General features: G+C 52.6%; 17 protein-coding genes, 1 pseudogene and 1 riboswitch. Of the genes and pseudogenes, 7 read left to right on the top strand and 11 right to left on the bottom strand.

The window, feature by feature from the left end; genetic code table 11:
• Positions 1-350: 350 nt before the first annotated feature.
• Both AC6RNO_RS10630 and AC6RNO_RS10625 read left to right on the top strand, forming a co-directional pair.
• Positions 351-542, top strand: a pseudogene (locus AC6RNO_RS10630) (tyrosine-type recombinase/integrase); the annotation flags it as partial.
• Between the two features lie 395 nt (positions 543-937).
• Positions 938-1,903: a cation diffusion facilitator family transporter gene (locus AC6RNO_RS10625; protein WP_497105417.1), complete on the top strand. Its 966-nt coding sequence runs from the start codon at positions 938-940 to the stop codon at positions 1,901-1,903.
• A 51-nt stretch (positions 1,904-1,954) separates the two neighbouring features.
• On the opposite strand, the gene AC6RNO_RS10620 is transcribed toward AC6RNO_RS10625, so the two are convergent.
• Positions 1,955-3,010 (bottom strand): substrate-binding domain-containing protein, encoded by a 1,056-nt coding sequence (locus AC6RNO_RS10620; protein ID WP_497105416.1) that lies wholly within the window; start codon positions 3,008-3,010, stop codon positions 1,955-1,957.
• Positions 3,011-3,129: 119 nt separating this feature from the next.
• On the opposite strand from AC6RNO_RS10620, the gene AC6RNO_RS10615 reads away from it, so the two are divergent.
• The gene (locus AC6RNO_RS10615) at positions 3,130-3,540 is read left to right on the top strand and encodes an EamA family transporter (protein WP_497105415.1); all 411 of its coding nucleotides are present in this window, start codon (positions 3,130-3,132) and stop codon (positions 3,538-3,540) included.
• Positions 3,537-4,010, top strand: a complete 474-nt coding sequence (locus tag AC6RNO_RS10610) for an EamA family transporter (RefSeq protein ID WP_497105414.1) — start codon at positions 3,537-3,539, stop codon at positions 4,008-4,010. The genes AC6RNO_RS10615 and AC6RNO_RS10610 overlap by 4 nt, the downstream gene beginning before the upstream one ends.
• An 11-nt stretch (positions 4,011-4,021) precedes the next feature.
• Here the strand turns inward: AC6RNO_RS10610 and AC6RNO_RS10605 are convergent, their stop codons facing one another.
• From AC6RNO_RS10605 to AC6RNO_RS10590, 4 genes are all read right to left on the bottom strand, one after another.
• Positions 4,022-4,831, bottom strand: coding sequence for an ATP-binding cassette domain-containing protein (locus tag AC6RNO_RS10605; RefSeq protein WP_497105413.1), 810 nt, complete (start codon positions 4,829-4,831; stop codon positions 4,022-4,024).
• 3 nt (positions 4,832-4,834) lie between these two features.
• A complete protein-coding gene (locus AC6RNO_RS10600; RefSeq protein WP_497105412.1) occupies positions 4,835-5,653 on the bottom strand; it encodes an ABC transporter permease subunit in 819 nt (272 codons plus the stop codon).
• A 21-nt stretch (positions 5,654-5,674) separates the two neighbouring features.
• A complete protein-coding gene (locus tag AC6RNO_RS10595; RefSeq protein WP_497105411.1) occupies positions 5,675-6,697 on the bottom strand; it encodes an aliphatic sulfonate ABC transporter substrate-binding protein in 1,023 nt (340 codons plus the stop codon).
• A gap of 59 nt (positions 6,698-6,756) precedes the next feature.
• A riboswitch (guanidine-I (ykkC/yxkD leader) is annotated at positions 6,757-6,873 on the bottom strand.
• A 467-nt stretch (positions 6,874-7,340) separates the two neighbouring features.
• Complete coding sequence (locus tag AC6RNO_RS10590) at positions 7,341-7,718, bottom strand: MerR family transcriptional regulator (protein WP_497105410.1); 378 nt, start codon at positions 7,716-7,718, stop codon at positions 7,341-7,343.
• A 90-nt stretch (positions 7,719-7,808) separates the two neighbouring features.
• Here AC6RNO_RS10590 and AC6RNO_RS10585 point away from each other — a divergent pair, with 90 nt between their 5' ends.
• Together AC6RNO_RS10585 and AC6RNO_RS10580 are read left to right on the top strand one after the other, a co-directional pair.
• Positions 7,809-8,681 carry an NAD(P)-binding domain-containing protein gene (locus AC6RNO_RS10585; protein WP_497105409.1) on the top strand — a complete coding sequence of 291 codons (873 nt, stop codon included), beginning with the start codon at positions 7,809-7,811 and terminating at the stop codon, positions 8,679-8,681.
• 799 nt (positions 8,682-9,480) lie between these two features.
• Entirely contained in the window at positions 9,481-9,648 is a 168-nt protein-coding gene (locus AC6RNO_RS10580) for a hypothetical protein (RefSeq protein WP_474680135.1), read from the top strand.
• 128 nt (positions 9,649-9,776) lie between these two features.
• Here the strand turns inward: AC6RNO_RS10580 and AC6RNO_RS10575 are convergent, their stop codons facing one another.
• From AC6RNO_RS10575 to AC6RNO_RS10555, 5 genes are all read right to left on the bottom strand, one after another.
• A complete protein-coding gene (locus AC6RNO_RS10575) occupies positions 9,777-11,453 on the bottom strand; it encodes a DUF4179 domain-containing protein (RefSeq protein ID WP_488435191.1) in 1,677 nt (558 codons plus the stop codon).
• The gene (locus AC6RNO_RS10570) at positions 11,389-11,946 is read right to left on the bottom strand and encodes an RNA polymerase sigma factor (protein WP_474680133.1); all 558 of its coding nucleotides are present in this window, start codon (positions 11,944-11,946) and stop codon (positions 11,389-11,391) included. Before AC6RNO_RS10570 ends, AC6RNO_RS10575 begins: the two co-directional genes overlap by 65 nt.
• A 120-nt stretch (positions 11,947-12,066) precedes the next feature.
• Positions 12,067-12,831, bottom strand: coding sequence for a succinate dehydrogenase iron-sulfur subunit (gene sdhB, locus AC6RNO_RS10565; RefSeq protein WP_474680132.1), 765 nt, complete (start codon positions 12,829-12,831; stop codon positions 12,067-12,069).
• 2 nt (positions 12,832-12,833) lie between these two features.
• Positions 12,834-14,597: a succinate dehydrogenase flavoprotein subunit gene (sdhA, locus tag AC6RNO_RS10560; protein WP_497105408.1), complete on the bottom strand. Its 1,764-nt coding sequence runs from the start codon at positions 14,595-14,597 to the stop codon at positions 12,834-12,836.
• Between the two features lie 16 nt (positions 14,598-14,613).
• Positions 14,614-15,273 carry a succinate dehydrogenase cytochrome b558 subunit gene (locus AC6RNO_RS10555; protein ID WP_474680130.1) on the bottom strand — a complete coding sequence of 220 codons (660 nt, stop codon included), beginning with the start codon at positions 15,271-15,273 and terminating at the stop codon, positions 14,614-14,616.
• Between the two features lie 268 nt (positions 15,274-15,541).
• Between AC6RNO_RS10555 and AC6RNO_RS10550 the strand changes: the two genes are divergently transcribed.
• Complete coding sequence (locus AC6RNO_RS10550; protein ID WP_474680129.1) at positions 15,542-16,438, top strand: LysR family transcriptional regulator; 897 nt, start codon at positions 15,542-15,544, stop codon at positions 16,436-16,438.
• 62 nt (positions 16,439-16,500) lie between these two features.
• Here AC6RNO_RS10550 and AC6RNO_RS10545 read toward each other — a convergent pair whose 3' ends face one another.
• Positions 16,501-17,223 carry a response regulator transcription factor gene (locus tag AC6RNO_RS10545; protein ID WP_474680128.1) on the bottom strand — a complete coding sequence of 241 codons (723 nt, stop codon included), beginning with the start codon at positions 17,221-17,223 and terminating at the stop codon, positions 16,501-16,503.
• Positions 17,224-17,276: the final 53 nt, after the last annotated feature.

Here is a 17,276-nt window from a genome sequence, read left to right as displayed (position 1 = left end):
TTCTACATATTATATTATATTATATTATACTATATTATACTCGACCAACAGGCGCAGATTCCGAGATTTTGGTGGCTTTTAAGGGTTGAAAGATAAGGAAAACTTAGGCGTAAAGCATTGTGTAGCAAGGGCCTGAACGATTTTCTGAAAATGAAGTGAATACATTTTCAATGCGCCGCGGAAAGACCAATCGCTCAAATTGTTTCAAATTTATACACTGACCTCATTGTACCAATTACTGGATAGAAGCTATAAAATCGACACCAACAATAGGAGCACTAACGTTAGTAATTTTTTATTGTGAGTCAATAAAAGCGTGGCATGATTCACAAAAATCACCCCTACTTAGAGTCAGACAAATCCGATTTCACGATTTACGGCATACGTGCGCTTCGCTCTTGTTAGGACTCGGTGTACATCCGAAAGTCGTTCAAGAACGGCTCGGACATTCATCCGTACAGATCACTCTAGACACCTATTCTCACCTTGCACCTGATATGCAGCAAGACGCAGCAAACGCCCTGCAAGATCTATTAGAATAACCAAAAAATCATCTCAAAAACGAAATCATTTCAAAATCATTTCAAATGCTCTTTTATTCCCTTTTCAACATACACCTGCGCCCCGTAAACCCTTATCCCACAATGCTCATTCCCATCGCACAAAAAAAAGGAACCCAGCCAACGGGGCCAGGTTCAAAAGTTTATATATTAAAAAGGGGGTCTTGTTTATTATATTACCTCACTTACATTATCAAACCATAACAAAAATATTTCATTTGTGTAACAAAATTGGAAACGCATTCATAAATTGGTCCTGTAAAATTAACGGTTGCGCCTTGGCGTGAAGTGGCATATACTGAAATTACTTAATTAGAATAATTCTAAATAAGAGAGTAATTCTCATTCTCATTAAGGCCAACAAGGAGGGCTCACATATGGTTATCGAATATGATTACCACCATCTCCACCACGTCAAAGAACAAAGCAAATCCCGGAAAACGTTATGGGTGACGCTGATCCTGACTGCCTTTTTTACAGCTGTTGAAATTGTCGGGGGACTCCTTTCCAACTCTCTGGCGCTGCTCTCGGATTCCGCGCATATGATCTCCGATGTCATCGCTCTGGGGCTCAGCATGTTCGCTATCCATCTGGCGACCCGGCAGCCGAATGCCCGGTTTACGTTCGGTTTTTTGCGATTTGAGATTATCGCTTCTTTCCTCAACGGTCTGGCGCTGTGTGTCATTTCGCTCGGCATTTTCATTGAAGGGATTGGGCGCATCGTCCATCCGCAGCCGATTAAGCTGGGGCTTATGCTCGGCATCGCCTCCATCGGTCTGGTCGTGAATCTTGTGCTTACGCTTGTGCTCCACAATAGTGTGAAAGAAGAAGAGAACCTGAATGTGAAAAGCGCGCTCTGGCACTTCATCGGCGATCTGCTCAGCTCTGTCGGAGTTATCGTCTCCTCGGTCATTATTTATTTTACCGATTTGCTCTGGGTTGATCCGCTGATCAGTATCGTTATTGGGGGCATTATTTTTGTCGGCGGCAGCAAAATTATTAAAGAGTCTTACCTGATTCTGATGGAATCCGTTCCGGAGCAGTTCGATCTCGATGAAATCCGCGGCAATATCCGTCGGGTCGAAGGTGTGGAAGATGTGCATGAGATGCATTTATGGTCGGTTTCTACGAACCACTACTCGCTGACTGCGCATATTTTTACCGATCCTGACGTTCAGCCTTACTGCATCATTTTGGCGATTAATGAAATGCTGAAGGCCAAATACGGCATCGAGCATTCGACCATTCAGATCGAGAATGCCAATATTAACCCGCACGGGGAGTATGGCAGGGAGTTTTTGAAGCATAAGGAAGAGGCTCTTTTAAAAGGCGAACGCACGTAAAAATAAAGGCCGTTTCAGTTCCGTCAGTTCGCGGGCGAAACGGTCTTTTTTTCATGTGGCTGTAGATTGGCGGGCCATCAGCTTGAGCGGTATGGACAGTTCATGCCCCGTTTCCGGCAAGTAGGCGTCCAGCAGCTTCATCGTTTCGGCGTTCATTTCTTCCCCGATCTGTTTCATGAGAAAAGAGGCCACAAGGTGCGTTTGCAGCTCGACGGGCATATGAAAGCTGGTAATCGAGGGATAGCTGACCTCGGCAAAAAATTCGTCGTCCATGCCGAGGAGCTGCACCTCTTCCGGCACACGGATGCTCCGCGCATGGCACACGGACAAAATTTCCAAAGCCAGCGCATCGTTGAAGGTGTAGATGCCGAGCGGCCTCCTTCCGCCGCTGAGCCGCAGCGCTTCGTCCAGGATGCCTTCGACGCCGAGCTCCCCCGCATCCAAAAGCGCGTGCACGCAGTCCTCCCCGCAGTCCCGAATACCTGCGGTAAAGCCTTGTATACGCTGGTCGTTGGCGCCCAAGCCGTTGCGTCTTCCCGCATAGACGATAGCGCGGCAGCCGCTGCCGTACAAATGCCGCGCCGCTTCCGAGGAAGCTCCGGCGAAATCCAGATTGATCGCCATGTTCACGATATCGCTCGGCCAGCCCCAGCCGTTGAAGACGACGAGCGGCGTGCCTTCGCCGACGATTTGGCTCGTCGATTCCGTGCTCATCGCCAAGCCGTGGCATACGAGCCCGTCCACCCTGCGCTGCAGCAGCAGCTCGAGGTGTCTTTTTTCGATTTGCGGATTCATGCCTGCGGCGGAAAACACGGATAAATGGTAGCCGAAGCCGAACACCTTCTGCTCGAGCATTTCGGCAAAGCGGCCGTAATAGCCGCCAAAATGGGGAATGATCAGCCCCAACTCATACGATCTGCGGCGGCTCAAATTTGCGGCCAGCGCATTCCGGCGATAACCGAGCTGCCGGACGGCCTCTTCCACTTTGCGTATGGTATCCTGGGCCATCGGCACATTTTTGCGGTTCAGCACGTTGGAGACCGTCGCTATGGAAACGCCCGCTTCCCGGGCCACGTCGACGATCGTAGGCTGTCTGTGTTTGCTCATCGGATTCCTCTCTCATTCATGTTGCAGCTTTTGAACTCATTGTATCGGGAAGCCCAACCCTCGTCAATCGAGGCGCGTTCCGATATAATGAAGCCACTACATATAAAGGAGATACGTTCATGTGGTTTCTTGCAGCCGTAGCCAGCGCCGTTCTGTTTGGCCTGACCGGCTTTTTTATGAAAGCGAGCCAAATGCGCCAAGGCTCCGCAACTTATCTGCTGCTCGGACTGTACATCACAGGCACGATAGGCTTTTTCGCAGGCAGCTTGTGGGAAGGCTCCTTGCACCTCGGAGATTGGCGGCTGTGGGCGGCCGGAATCGTCATCGGCATAGGCTCGGGCTGGGGCAATGTCGTCTTTATGAAAGCGCTCGATCATGGTCCGGCGAGTTTGACCGCTCCGCTGATGAACCTGAACATTGTACTCGTCATTCTCATGTCCTCTGGATCTACGGGGAAAGCATCAGCGCCATCGAAATTGGCGGAGTCGCGCTGCTGTTCGCTTCGGCCGTGCTCGTTTCAATCCGATTGAAAGAACCGCTTACGATCAAAGAGCGCATATGGTTCGGGCTCGTCGCCCTGGGCGGGCTGTTGTTCTTTTTTCGCAACGGAGGGTTGAAGGTCACCGCTGAGCTGGGGCTGGCGGGTACGCCGATCCTTTTCATCAGCTATCTGCTCTCGGCCGCATGGTTCGCCTTCGCCGCCGTCCGGGAACGGCAAAATCCCGCACAGTACGCCCATATCGCAGCAAAAGCAAACGATACGTCACGCCGTACGGGACTCATATGGGGACTGATTGCGGGCTGCTTCTCCTACGGAGGCCTGCAGTTGTACGCCGCTGCGCTGGAAACCGGCCCAGGCTCGATTGCCGCGCCGATTTTTTCCACGTACGGGCTCGTCGTTGTCGTCGGCTCCGTACTCGTCTACAAAGAGAAGCTCACGAAGCCGCAAAGCCTCGCGCTTGCGCTGCTTTTTGCGGGCCTCATTCTGGTCAAAATGTAGCCATCATTCCGTCATTCCTCATGCCGCTGCTCGCCGATGAGCGCAATAATTTCCTTTTTCAGCTTGATAAAAGGTTCCGAATCCTTCGCGTCGCCGGCGCTGCGCAAACCGGGAGGCACTGCGATTTCCTTGCGGATCGTGCCGGGATGCGCCTGCATCACGTACACCCGCTGCGACAGGAAAATCGCCTCCTCGATGTCGTGGGTGATGAAGACGACGGTCGTCTTCTCTTTCTCCCAGATGCGGAGCAGCAGCTCCTGCATCGTGCTTTTCGTCTGCGGATCGAGCGCGCCGAACGGCTCATCCATCAGCAGCACTTCCGGGTTGTTCGCCAACGCCCGGGCGATGGCGACGCGCTGCTTCATGCCGCCGGACAGCTCCTTCGGCAGTGACCGGGCGAAGCGCTTAAGCCCGACAAGCTCCATGAAATGGTCGGCGATCGCACGCTTTTCAAAAATCGGCACGCCTTTCAGCGTCAGGCCGAATTCGATGTTTTCCCGGACCGTCAGCCACGGAAACAGCGTATACGTCTGGAACACCATGCCCCGGTCGGCGCCGGGGCCGTCGATTTCGTGCCCGGAGATGCTCATCGAGCCGCTCGTCATCTCCTCCAAGCCCGCTATGATGCGCAGCAGCGACGATTTGCCGCAGCCGGAAGGGCCGACGAAGCTGACGAACTCATGGGCTTCAACATGAAACGAGACCCGGTCCAGCGCGAGGAATTGCGACTTTTTGGTGCTGTACGTTTTGCTGACATCGATAGCTGTAATTTTATTTTCCCGAGCCGACTCGGGCTTAACGGAATGCACGGCATGCAGCATATGTTAGCGGCCCCCTTCCTGCCATGGAAAAAATCTGCGATGGCAATAGGCAAATGTTCTGTCCGTCAATAAGCCAAGGAGCCCGATCGCAATGATGCCTACGAAAATAATGTCCGTATTCAGGAACCGCTGAGCTTTCATAATGGAAAACCCGAGGCCGCTGCTCGCCGCAACGAGCTCCGCCACGACGAGATAGGTCCACGCCCAGCCGATAATGAGCCGCATCGTATTCATCAGATCCGGCAGCAGTGCCGGAATGAGCACTTTCTCGATGACCTGCCGACGGTTCGCCCCAAGCGTATACGACGTTTGCAGCAGATCGTTCGATACCGCGCGGGTGTTGTCGGCGACCATCAGCATGAGCTGGAAAAAGCAGCCGATGAAAATGACGAGAATTTTCGCCGCTTCGCCAATCCCCGCCCACACCATGATGAGCGGAATGAACGCCGTGGCCGGCATGTAGCGGATAAACTCGGCCGCCGGCACGAACAGCGATTCGGCGAACCGGAAGGTGCCGGCGAGAATGCCGAGCGGAATGCCCATGATGCACGCCAGCAGGAAGCCCATGCCGACGCGGTAGATGCTGATGCCCACATGATGCCAAAACGCGGCCGTCTGCACTTGCGCAGCGAACTGGCTCAGCACCTGGCCGGGAGTCGGCAGGAAGGTGCGGTTCACGAGTTCCCCGTAGCTGAGCACGCTCCAAAGCACGAGAAACGCTGCAGCGACCAGCACGATGCCCGACATGTACGCTTTGCGGCTGATGTCCCCGCGTATGGCGAACAGGGAGGATCTGCGTTTCTTTTTTACCGTTGTGTTCATACGATGCTCCGCCTTCCCCTGTTATTTCTTGCGTTCTTTCGCCACTTCCTCGACAAAGTGCCCATCCAGGAACGACTCCGGCTTCGGAACGGCGGACAGCATATCCAGCCCTTTCAGAAACTCCGCCGTTTTTTGCGCCGTGAAATGCAGCGATGTCAACGAGTCGGCTTTTTGAAAAGCTTTCACATTATCGTCAATCTGGAAAATTTTCACGCTGTTCACTCCGGCCTTGTACTCCTCCAGCGGCGTTTCCGCGGCTTTGGCCATAATTTGCAGCGATTCCTCGGGATTCGCCTTCCAGTAATCCAAAGCGTCGAACCAGGCGTTAAGTATTTTTTTCACATCGTCCGGCCTGTTTTTCGTAATTTCTTCTTTGAAAACGAGCAGATCGGGAATGAGCCCGGGCGTATCCGCCGACGAGAAAAGCAGCTTCCCTTTGCCCTCCTGAAGCGCTTTGCTCAAGAACGGCTCCCACAGCACGGCCGCATCGAGATTGCCGGAAATAAAGGCTGGACCCGCGTCATTGACCGTCATATTCGTGTAGGCAACGTCTTTTTCGGCCAGCCCGGCTTTTTCCAGCGCCGTCAGCATCAATAGATGGTCAACCGTGCCCAGCTCGGTGGCGACCTTTTTCCCTTTCAAATCCTGCAAAGACGTAATTCCGGGCTTCACGACGACCCCGTCGCCGCCGTTGGAATTGTCGTTCACAAGAACGGCTTTCACGCCGATTCCTTTGCTGGCGGGCGCGAGCGTGTCGCTGAGCGTTTGGCTGTTCGCATCCACCTTGCCCGAAGCCAGAGCCGACAAGGAGTCACTGTATACCGGAAACCAGACCAGCTCTGCGTTAACACCGTTTTTCTCGAAAAAGCCTTTCTCTTTGACCAAATACCATACGAACCAGCCCGGCCAAGGGCTTAGCGCGATTTTTATCGGTTCTTTCCCCCCGGCTTGCGCCACGTTCGCTTGCTTGCCGCCTGAACAGGCGCTTGCTACCAAGATCATACATACAAGAACCAGCATCAAACATACCCGACTTTTTTTCATTCCGTTCTCCCTCTCTCCTAGTAAAAAAATAAAGCCCGGAACGATATCAAGTTCTGATATCCTCCCGGGCTTTTGTCCCTCCGTGTGCACAGTGATTGAGTGATCGCCACCGTGTGTCTTCTCTTGGACCAGACCGGCAGAACGACGCTGCTCGCGGAACCCTAGAAAACATAATGCTATGCGGTTGTCGAATGGATTTGTTTCTATCATACTGAGAACTTTCGTTCATGTCAATATACATAACATAAATTTATTTTACTATTGAATTTTGCTTGATAATGTAATAATATATTACATATAAAGACCTATTTGGAGGTGGATTTGATGTATTCCGTTCACTTTCACATTAGCATGTTAGATAATACTCCTGCAACATCCCCTGTAACTGCTCCCCCGTCCCCGCATCCCTTTACAGCAGCAAGCAAGCAGTATGAAAAACTATACGCAGTTTCATCTTCTCCCCCGCAGTTTACCGGCTCTGCCGCCGAATCCAAAAAGGTATGACACAAAAAAACATGCACTCTGCCTTCCCCCGGGAAGACGGCTGCATGTTTCTTTTTTATATGACCTATTGACGTTTACATTAGTGCCATGCTTTAGAATACGTTTTGAGCACGTATAAAAGGAGGCTGATGATTGGCCATTATGGCTGTGCGACTAGTCGGTCCCGCTTTTTCTTCATGATGCGGATTTGTTTCTCCAACCGGCGCTGCAGTGCGGCCAGAGAGTTCATTTGCTGATTGATTTTATCCAATTTATCTTCGTAAGCTGTCAGCATTTCTTCGCAAAATCCGTTTGTTTCGGGCGAACGGTCCTTACAGCTCAAAACTTGACCGATTTCTTCCGTAGTCAGACCCATGCCCAGATAGCTCCGGATCGTTCGGATGCGCTCGACCGCAGATTCATCGAATTCCCGGTAATCGTTATCCAGGCGCCTGACAAGAATTAGTTTTTTCTTTTCATAATGCCTGATTGATCTGGCGCTGACGCCGGTTGTTTTCGACAATTGACTGATTTTCAACGAGCATACCCCCTTGCCGTAAATGTCGAACTCTATTATAAAGCATAACAATAATGTCAAGGTCACTACAAATATTGGAGGAAAATAGTGATGAACGATATATCCGTTATCGGTTTGGGACCCATGGGCATAGCGATTGCCAGGGCGCTGCTCAAGAGCGGCTGCCGCGTCACGGTCTGGAACCGGACGAGCGATAAAGCCCTCCTGCTTGCAGAGGAAGGAGCGATGCCGGCTTTGAGTGCGGCCTCCGCGGTTGGCGCAAGCCCTGTCACGATCGTATGCGTAGCCAATTATGAAACTTCATACAGCATACTGGAAGCGCAAGAAGTTGTTTCCGCCCTTGACGGCCGCTTGCTGATTCAGCTTACCACCGGCAGCCCACGGGAGGCTAGAGACCTTGAGGCATGGGCGCGGGAGCGCGGCGCCAGCTATCTCGACGGCGCCATAGCCGCAACTCCGCAGCAGATGGGAAGGCCTGATACGACTATTTTCGTATCCGGCGCGCACGCCGCTTTTCAGCAAGCCGAGCCCATACTCAAAAGTTTGGCCGGGAACGCGCCCTATCTGGGAGAGCAGGCCGGAGCAGCGTCGGCGTTCGACTTGGGGTTTCTCTCCTATTTGTACGGCTCGTTCCTCGGATTCCTGCACGGCGCGCGCATTCTCGAATCGGAGGGGCTGCGCGTGGATGCCCTCGGATCGATGCTGTTCACGATCGCCCCGATGATCGGGGAAATGATCAAGCGAATGGGCGAAGCCGTCCAGCACGGAGACTTCGGAAACCCGGAGAGTTCCATAGCAACTTCTGCGGTCGGTCTGGAAATGTTCTTGAAGCAAGCCCGGGAAGCGAAGATCAACGCCGAGTTTCCCGAGTTCGCCGCGGGACTCTTCGGGAAAGCGATGGCCGCAGGCTACGGCAGCGAGAAAGTTGCCGCGATCATCAAGGTTTTGCGCGAAGAAGCTTGACGAGTACGGATAGATGGGCACAACCGCTAGGCAGCCCGGCCCGCCCGGGGAGCCTGCGATTGTGCCTCGCGGGCTTTTTCCATGGGTGCGGCTCGTTTGGTGAACCGAAAGCCTGCAAAAGTGCAGGCTTTTTCGATGGAAACGGTCCGTTTTCGGGAAAAGCCTGCGATTGTGCAGGAATTCCCGATTAAAACGGGCCCTACCCCACGGATGGACTGAAGAACCTGCACATTCGCAGGAATTTTGCGTTGCGGGCGCATCCACCGAGCAAAAAACTGTACTTTTGCAGGTTTTCTGTGCGCAGTTCGTTTGACAACCCGAAAACCTGCAAAAGTGCAGGCTTTTTCGATGGAAACGGTCCGTTTTCGGGAAAAGCCTGCGATTGCGCAGGAATTCCTGATTAAAACGGGCCCAATCCCACGGATGGGCTGAAGAACCTGCACAATCGCAGGAATTTTACGATGCGGCCGCATCCGCGAGCAAAAAACTGTACTTTTGCAGGTTTTCTGTGCGCATGTGGCAGAGGCGGCACCAAGTAGATGCAACTTTTCTCCATGCATGAGGCGAAGTGGTACTAAACAGATGCAGGTTTTCTGCACGCGTGCCGCAGGGACGCTACCAAGTAGATGCTAGTTTTCTCACGCATGCGGCGGAGGCGGTACCAAGCAGATGCAGGATATGCCGCATCATGCGGACGAGCAACTGCAAGTTTATTTCCTTTTTGTGTCATACAAAATAGAATTACGGTCCCTTCCGTGCTATTATTCATTTGTACCACAAATACAAGGACGAATAAAAAATGTTCAAACACCCCGTAGTGCAAAAAATTTCCAAAATTGCGCTTGTAGCGGCTTTTGCAATCGTAGCTGCAAACATCGGTGCGCCTGAAACGCATGCAGCGGCATACGAACCGAAAACGCTCGGAGAAGCGATTGAAATGGCTTACTGGTATTACTTCCTGCGATAATCTCATCTCCCGCTAACCCCGGCATCATCGCTTCTTCATTCGCCAACGCGCAAACCCCCACAGAGGTGTCGCACGTAAAACCATTCAAGCAAAAAAACACCTCATCATTGAGGTGTTTTTTATATCTCCTACTCGTTAAGACCAGCCCGCAGCTCCTTGTCCGGATTTTCCGTGTAGTACCAGTAAATATACAGTTCCGCATCCGTCCCTTTATAATTCTCGTACATATCTACCGCTTTATTGTTGCCGTCCCCGGCAAAATTGACGGTTACCTGCTTGCCGACGAGACCTTTCTCGCCTACACTCCGCATATACGTCTGATTGACGCCGCCAAAAGCCGGATCCGCGCATTCGCTCTCCACGTAGAGATTCCCGTCCCGCTTGTAATAGGTCCACTTGACGTCATAACCGCCAACCTTGGTTGTCATCGTCTGCCTCTCTTCGCTGATCCCTTCTAGCCGGATTGGATCCTTAGCATCCTTGTGCTTGATATTTTCGTACTTGGCGATAAAAGTAATCGGCGTTTGCGCCGTCACCTGAACACCGGGAGGAACCTCGAACCGGTAAACCGTTTCTTCCGGATTGTTCTGCCCCTCTTCATACCAAATACCGCCCGGCAGGACATTCCCGTTAACTTCCAAAGCATAGTTCAGGAACGGGAAGCCCGCATATTTTTCATGGCTAGCCTTGATTCTGATCTGCGTCGGCGTTATAATCATCTCCTTCAGCACGATTCGCGAGCCGGCATGCTCCAACGGAACATTCAAGCTGCGCTTCACGGTCCCGCTAATCATCTGCTCTTTATTCAAGCGCAACTCGTACATCCAGTCCTTGTCGATCCGCTGCTCCTCCTTCGTATACAGGAGCTTGTAGTTCACATTGCTCTTTTGCAAATCGCCAATGGGGAAAAACTGCCGGCTCGTATACTCGCCATTGTCGCCGGGAGTGCCGTATACTCCGCCTCCCGCTTCCTTGATTATCGCATCCCCATTGTAAGCGGCAATATGCGGAAACATCCATCCCCTTACCTCGGGCCGATCGAACTTGACCGACGAAACCAGCATCAATTTATCTCCCTGGACAAAAGGCTCCAGCGTCAACTGTTCAATGCCGTCCTGCCGAATGTCAAAAGTTTGCTTCTTGTCGGCAAAAGGATTAAATGCAAGCTCGTGCTCCGCCCGGGAAAAAGATTGCAAGTTTTTCGCCGTAAACCGCACATCCGCTTCCACACCGTCAGGCGTCCATTCAGTTTCGAAATAGCCGCTCCACATCTTGCTTTCTTTGTCCCAAAACAAGCTTTGCCGCCCTTCAATAACTCGTCCTTGGGCGTCCTGCAGCTCCATCTTGGCAAATTGCAAGCTTTCCCCAAGGGCTGCGGACGGCGAGCTCAGGCTGTAAAGCAGCACCGTCCGGTTATCGTCCACAATCGCGGTATGTACGGTCAGCGTCACGCCTTCGTGCGTCACCGATTTCTCGATGCTTTGCCCCAGACCCTTTTGCAAAGCGGATTGGATGCCGCTCCTATGATCGAAAATGCTGTCCCATTTGCTCCCGATGGCCGCAACGACCGGCGTAGCCACAAGAACTGCCGCGAGAACGGAGAGGACAGCCACTTTCCGGTGCCGCTTCCGCTTGGGCGCAGCCATATCTACAGGCAGCAGAGCGGCGTCCGCCTCCGGCAAACTTCGTTCCAGCCGGCTCCACATCGCATCGAAATCCGGGTATTTCAGCCCTGCATCATCATCGTCTAAAAACCGAGAAAACTTTTGCTGCACCTTGTCCACGCGCCTCACCGCCTTTTCCATAGTTGGCCTCATCGGCTTCCACTATATGTTTCATCAGCTTCAACCCTTTATTGAGCCGGGATTTCACCGTTCCCATCGGAATGCCCAAAATTTCCGCAATTTCATTCAAACTGCATTCGTTCAAAAACCGGAGCGATACGACCGCCCTCATCTTCCCCGGCAGCCTGTGAAGCAGGCGCACGCATTCCATAGCGGATTCCCGTTCTTCGGCAATCGTCTCCGCGGCTTTCTCCGCACCCGTGGCGGAATGGAGCCGGAGCTTATTCTCCTTTGTTTTGGAGCGGCTGATTTTTTTCAAATGATTCAAACAGTGATTCACCGCCACCCGCATCAACCAAGTCTTCAAATGCTCAACCCGCCTCCAGTCGTGACGGAACACGGTCATGAATACGTCCTGGCACACGTCTTCCGCATCAGCGGGATGATGAAGCATGAAGAAGCATGTCTTATAGACGTCTTTTTTATAAATTTCGAATAGTTCCCTCTCAGTCATAGTCCCCCTCCTTCCTGCTTTTACCTTATAAACAATCCCTCCGCCAAAAAGGTTCATTACGAGCGTAAAAAAAGCCCGATCCCCGTTATCGTTACGGGAATCGGGCTTTGTGGGGTCAGCTTACACGCCCAGCCATTTTTTGAATAAGTGCTTCGTCGTATCGGCGTTCATCGCTGCGATGGAAGTCGTCAGCGGAATGCCTTTTGGACAGGAGCGCACGCAGTTTTGCGAGTTTCCGCAGCCTTCGATGCCGCCGTCGGTCATCAGCGCTTCCAGACGCTCTTCTTTGTTCATCTCGCCCGTAGGGTGAGCATTGAACAAACGAACCTGGGAAATCGCCGCAGGGCCGATGAAATCGGTTTTTTCGTTCACGTTCGGACAAGATTCCAGGCAGACGCCGCAAGTCATGCATTTGGAAAGCTCGTACGCCCATTGACGCTTCGATTCCGCCATGCGGGGACCAGGGCCGAGATCGTAAGTACCGTCGATCGGCACCCACGCTTTAACCTTTTTCAAAGCGTTGAACATACGCCCACGGTCGATAACCAGGTCGCGCATAACCGGGAACGTGCTCATCGGAGCTACGCGGACCGGCTGCTCCAGCTTGTCGATCAGCGCCGAGCACGCTTGACGCGGCTTGCCGTTGATAACCATCGAGCAGGCTCCGCACACTTCTTCGAGGCAGTTGGATTCCCAGCACACGGGCGTAGTTTTGTCGCCTTTAGCGTTTTTCGGATTGCGCTGTACTTCCATCAGCGCGCTGATCACGTTCATATTCGGGCGATACGGGATTTCAAACTCTTCCGTGTAGGGCTTGGATTCAGGGCTTTCCTGACGTGTAACGATAAACTTCACGGTTTTTTGCGCCGTTTGTGTATCCGCCATGATTAGTTTCCTCCCTTCTTCTTGTCCGTCGAATAGTCGCGCTTACGCGGCGCAATCAGGGATACGTCGATATCTTCGTAGCTGATTTTCGGTCCGTCCGGAGTCCAGTCGGCGATCGTCGTTTTCATGAAATGCTCGTCGTCGCGATCCGGGAATTCCGGCTTGTAATGCGCGCCGCGGCTCTCGTTGCGCAGCAGTGCTCCGACCGTCATCGCCTCGGCCAGCTCGAACATGTTCCACAGCTGGCGCGTGAACGCGACGCCCTGGTTGTTCCATCTCGCTGTGTCCGTGATGTTGATGTTGTTGTATCGTTCTTTCATATCTTTAATCCGGTTGATCGTATCCTGCAGGCGGTCGTTGTGGCGGACTACCGTCATGTTCGCATTCATCATGTCGCCCAGTTCTTTATGCAGCACATATGCGTTCTCGGTGCCGCTGTTCATTTTGAGCAGGCTCTCGTAACGGTCCGTATGACGTTTTCTCTCGCGGTCGTACACCGTCGAGGAGATATCTTCCGAGCTCTTGCTCAAGCCGCGGATATACTCGACCGCTTTCGGACCGGAAACCATGCCGTCGAAAATCGCGGAAACGAGCGAGTTGGCGCCCAAACGGTTCGCACCGTGATGCTGGTATTCGCACTCGCCGGCCGCGAACAGCCCCGGAATGTTCGTCATCATGTTGTAGTCGACCCACATGCCACCCATCGAATAGTGAACCGCCGGGAAAATTTTCATCGGAATTTTGCGCGGGTCGTCGCCCATGAATTTCTCGTAAATCTCCATAATACCGCCGAGCTTGACATCCAGCTCTTTCGGATCTTTATGCGAGAGGTCGAGGTAAACCATGTTTTCGCCGTTAATGCCCAGCTTCTGGTCTACGCAGACGGAGAAAATTTCCCGCGTCGCAATATCGCGCGGAACGAGGTTGCCGTAAGCCGGATATTTCTCTTCCAGGAAATACCAAGGCTTGCCGTCTTTGTACGTCCAGATCCGGCCGCCTTCTCCGCGCGCCGATTCGGACATCAAGCGCAGCTTGTCGTCTCCCGGAATCGCAGTCGGGTGAATCTGGATCATTTCGCCGTTCGCGTATTTTACGCCTTGTTGATAAACCGCGCTTGCCGCCGTACCTGTGTTGATGACCGAGTTGGTCGTTTTGCCGAAAATAATGCCGGGACCGCCTGTCGCCAAAATAACGGCTTCGGCAGGGAATGTTTCCACTTCCATGCTGCGCAGATTTTGCGCCGCAATACCGCGGCAAATGTTCTCTTCGTCGAGTACAGCGCCCAGGAATTCCCAGTTCTCGAACTTGGTGACGAGACCCGCGGTCTCCCAGCGGCGTACTTGCTCGTCGAGCGCGTACAGCAGCTGCTGCCCGGTCGTCGCTCCGGCGAATGCCGTGCGGTGATACTTCGTGCCGCCGAAACGGCGGAAATCGAGAAGACCTTCCGGCGTACGGTTGAACATAACGCCCATCCGGTCCATCAGGTGAATAATGCCGGGGGCCGCATCGCACAGCGCCTTAACCGGCGGCTGATTGGCCAGGAAGTCCCCGCCGTAAACCGTATCGTCAAAGTGCTCCCAAGTGGAGTCGCCTTCACCTTTTGTATTTACCGCACCGTTAATGCCGCCTTGCGCGCAAACGGAATGCGAACGTTTCACAGGAACCAAGGAGAACAACTGAACGTGAACTCCGGCTTCTGCCGCTTTAATGGTCGCCATGAGTCCCGCAAGGCCTCCGCCGACGACAATAACTTTCGAATTAGCCATTGATGTTCACCCTCCCTTAATGCCCTGCCCGTGTCTCTGCAGGCAAATGCTGAAATTGAGTATCCGTAAATGCGGTCAAAGACATAATAAACATGATTGACATAACGACGAACACACCCAGCCATACATAGGTAGAAATACGCTGAGCGCGCGGGCCGACCGTAATTCCCCAACTGACCAGGAAAGACCACATGCCGTTGCTGAAATGGAACGTAGCCGACAGGATTCCGATCAGATAGATCGTGAACATAACCGGATTCGTCGCAATTTGATACATCGTCGTGCCTAACGCCTCATGATCCACATTTCCGATCGCCACTTGAAGGCGTGTCTCGAAAAAGTGCCATGCGACGAACAAGAACGTAAGAATTCCCGTTATACGCTGCAGGAAAAACATTTGATTGCGGAAGTATCCGTAATTGCTTACGTTATGGCGGGCTTGATAAGCTACGTAGAGGCCATAAACGGCATGGTAAAGAAGCGGCAGCCAGATGCCGAAGATTTCCAGAAACAGCCTCAGAGGCAGCCCGTTCAGCCAGTTGATTTGATCGATGAAAGCGGCATGGCCCTTAACCGCCTCGTAGTTCGTGAGCAGATGCTCGATGAGAAAGAAACCCACTGGAATTACGCCAAGCAAAGAGTGGATCTTTCGAAAGTAATACGAATTACCCGTCATTGAACCAATTCCTCCCCTAAAATAGTACATCCGACATTTTCAGACAAGCCACATACCATTGTACTCTTGCGGTATACAAGCGTCAACCCAGATTCATCCACGCCTATTTTTCCATCATACAGAGCGTTTATGCAGGATCGCCCAAAAATTGTGAACAAGAAGTGACATATACATGGTACCTCTTTCTCGCTTATAATGGAAGTGCCGATTCTTTATATACCCTTATAACTTATTTGCATATCGATCATAACGGAAAGGGGCGCTTTTTGTGGAGCTTTTGGACGTTTTTGCAGTTGTTGTCGAGCAGGCGAGCTTGAATAAAGCTTCGCAAATTTTGAACTTGTCACAACCCGCGCTCTCCCGCAAAATCATGAAGCTGGAGGAGGAGCTTGGCGTCGAGCTCTTTATCCGCAAAGGCAAGCGGCTTGAGCTGACGAAAGTCGGCCGGTTCTGCTACGACCACGCCCTTGAACTGCGCCATCTGGAGCGCAAGTTCATGCAGGAGATTCAAACGTACAAAGCGGCCGGAAACCATGTGTCGATCACGATAGGCGCCAGTCTGACAACGCTGCAGGCCACGCTTCCCGACCTGATCACAACCTTTTTGGAAGACCAGCCGATGACCGAGATCAAGCTGCTGACCGGCAAGACGCACGAAGTCGTCACGATGGTCAAAGAGAAAAAAGTCGATATCGGCATGATCGCTTCGCAGATCAACGCCTCGGGCTTGCGCTGCGAGCCGCTGTTTGACGACCATCTGTGTCTCGTGCTGCCGCTCGGGCACAGCTACATCGACCGCCCCGCGCTTGCGGTCAGCGATTTGAACGAACTGCCGATGATTCTGTTCTCCAAGGGAACCTGGTACCGGGTTCTGATGGACGAGCTGTTCCACCGGTTCTCCGTCTTTCCCAATGTGCAGATGGAAATCGACTCGTTCGAAGCGATTCTCCGCCTGGTGTCCACCTGCAAAACGGCGACGCTGCTGCCCCGCTCCTATTTGCGGGAAGATCTCATTCTGAACAATGAGCTGATTTTGCGCAATTTGCCGGAACTTGAGCAGACGAAGCGGACGACGTCGCTAATTTACTCGGTCGAAGCCTCGGACAATCCCGTGGCGATGAATTTTGCCCACCGGGCGATCCGCTACTTCGCGGACAACGAATGAGCCTCCGACCGCCGCTGCTGTCCGCGTGTACGCGAGGCAGTTCGGCGATTTGGAGGCTTTTTTCATAAAACGAATTTGTATCCAACACCCCATACGGTTCGAATCCGCTTCGGCTGCTTGGGGTTATCCTCGATTTTTTTGCGCAGGTTTGCAATATGTACGTCAATAGCGCGGTCGGTTACATACGAATCGAATCCCCGCACCGTGTTGATCAAATCTTCCCGGCTGAACACGCGCCCCGGGTGTTTGACAAAGCAAGTCATGATCTCGAATTCGGAATAGGTCGTATTGACCAGCCCTCCGCGCACCCACATCGACCGCGTCTCCGGATCGAGGTGCACGATCTGTATGCCTTCGTCGGACTTCATCTTATAGGCGGGAAGCTCCAGCAGCGCCGGTCCTGCCGGCAAGCTTTCCTGATACACCCTGGCCCTGCGAATCAGCGCCTGTATTCTTGCACTCATCTCGTGCAAACTGAACGGCTTGCTCAAAAAATCGTCCGCCCCCGCCATTAAAGCGCTTACACGTTCAATTACTTTGTTTTTCATCGATACGATCAAAATAGGTACCATCGATGTTTTTCGGACTTGCTTACACAATTCCAAACCGTCCATATCGGGCAGCATCAAATCGAGCAAAATGACGTCGGGCTCAAAATAACCCACGGCATCGAGGCCTTCTTCGCCGCTCCCCTTTCTCATGACCTGAAAACCTTCCTCACCCAAATAAATCGAAACCATGTCGCCAACCATCACATCATCTTCAATAACCAGTACCTTGTCCATGTCCGCCCACCTTTGTTTCAAAATGCTTATTGTTAGAAAAGTGTGAGGAAATT

The organism is Paenibacillus sp. sgz302190 (assembly GCF_059820445.1).
Note: the sequence above shows the minus strand (reverse complement) of the source record. Positions and strands in the feature narration are given on the sequence as shown.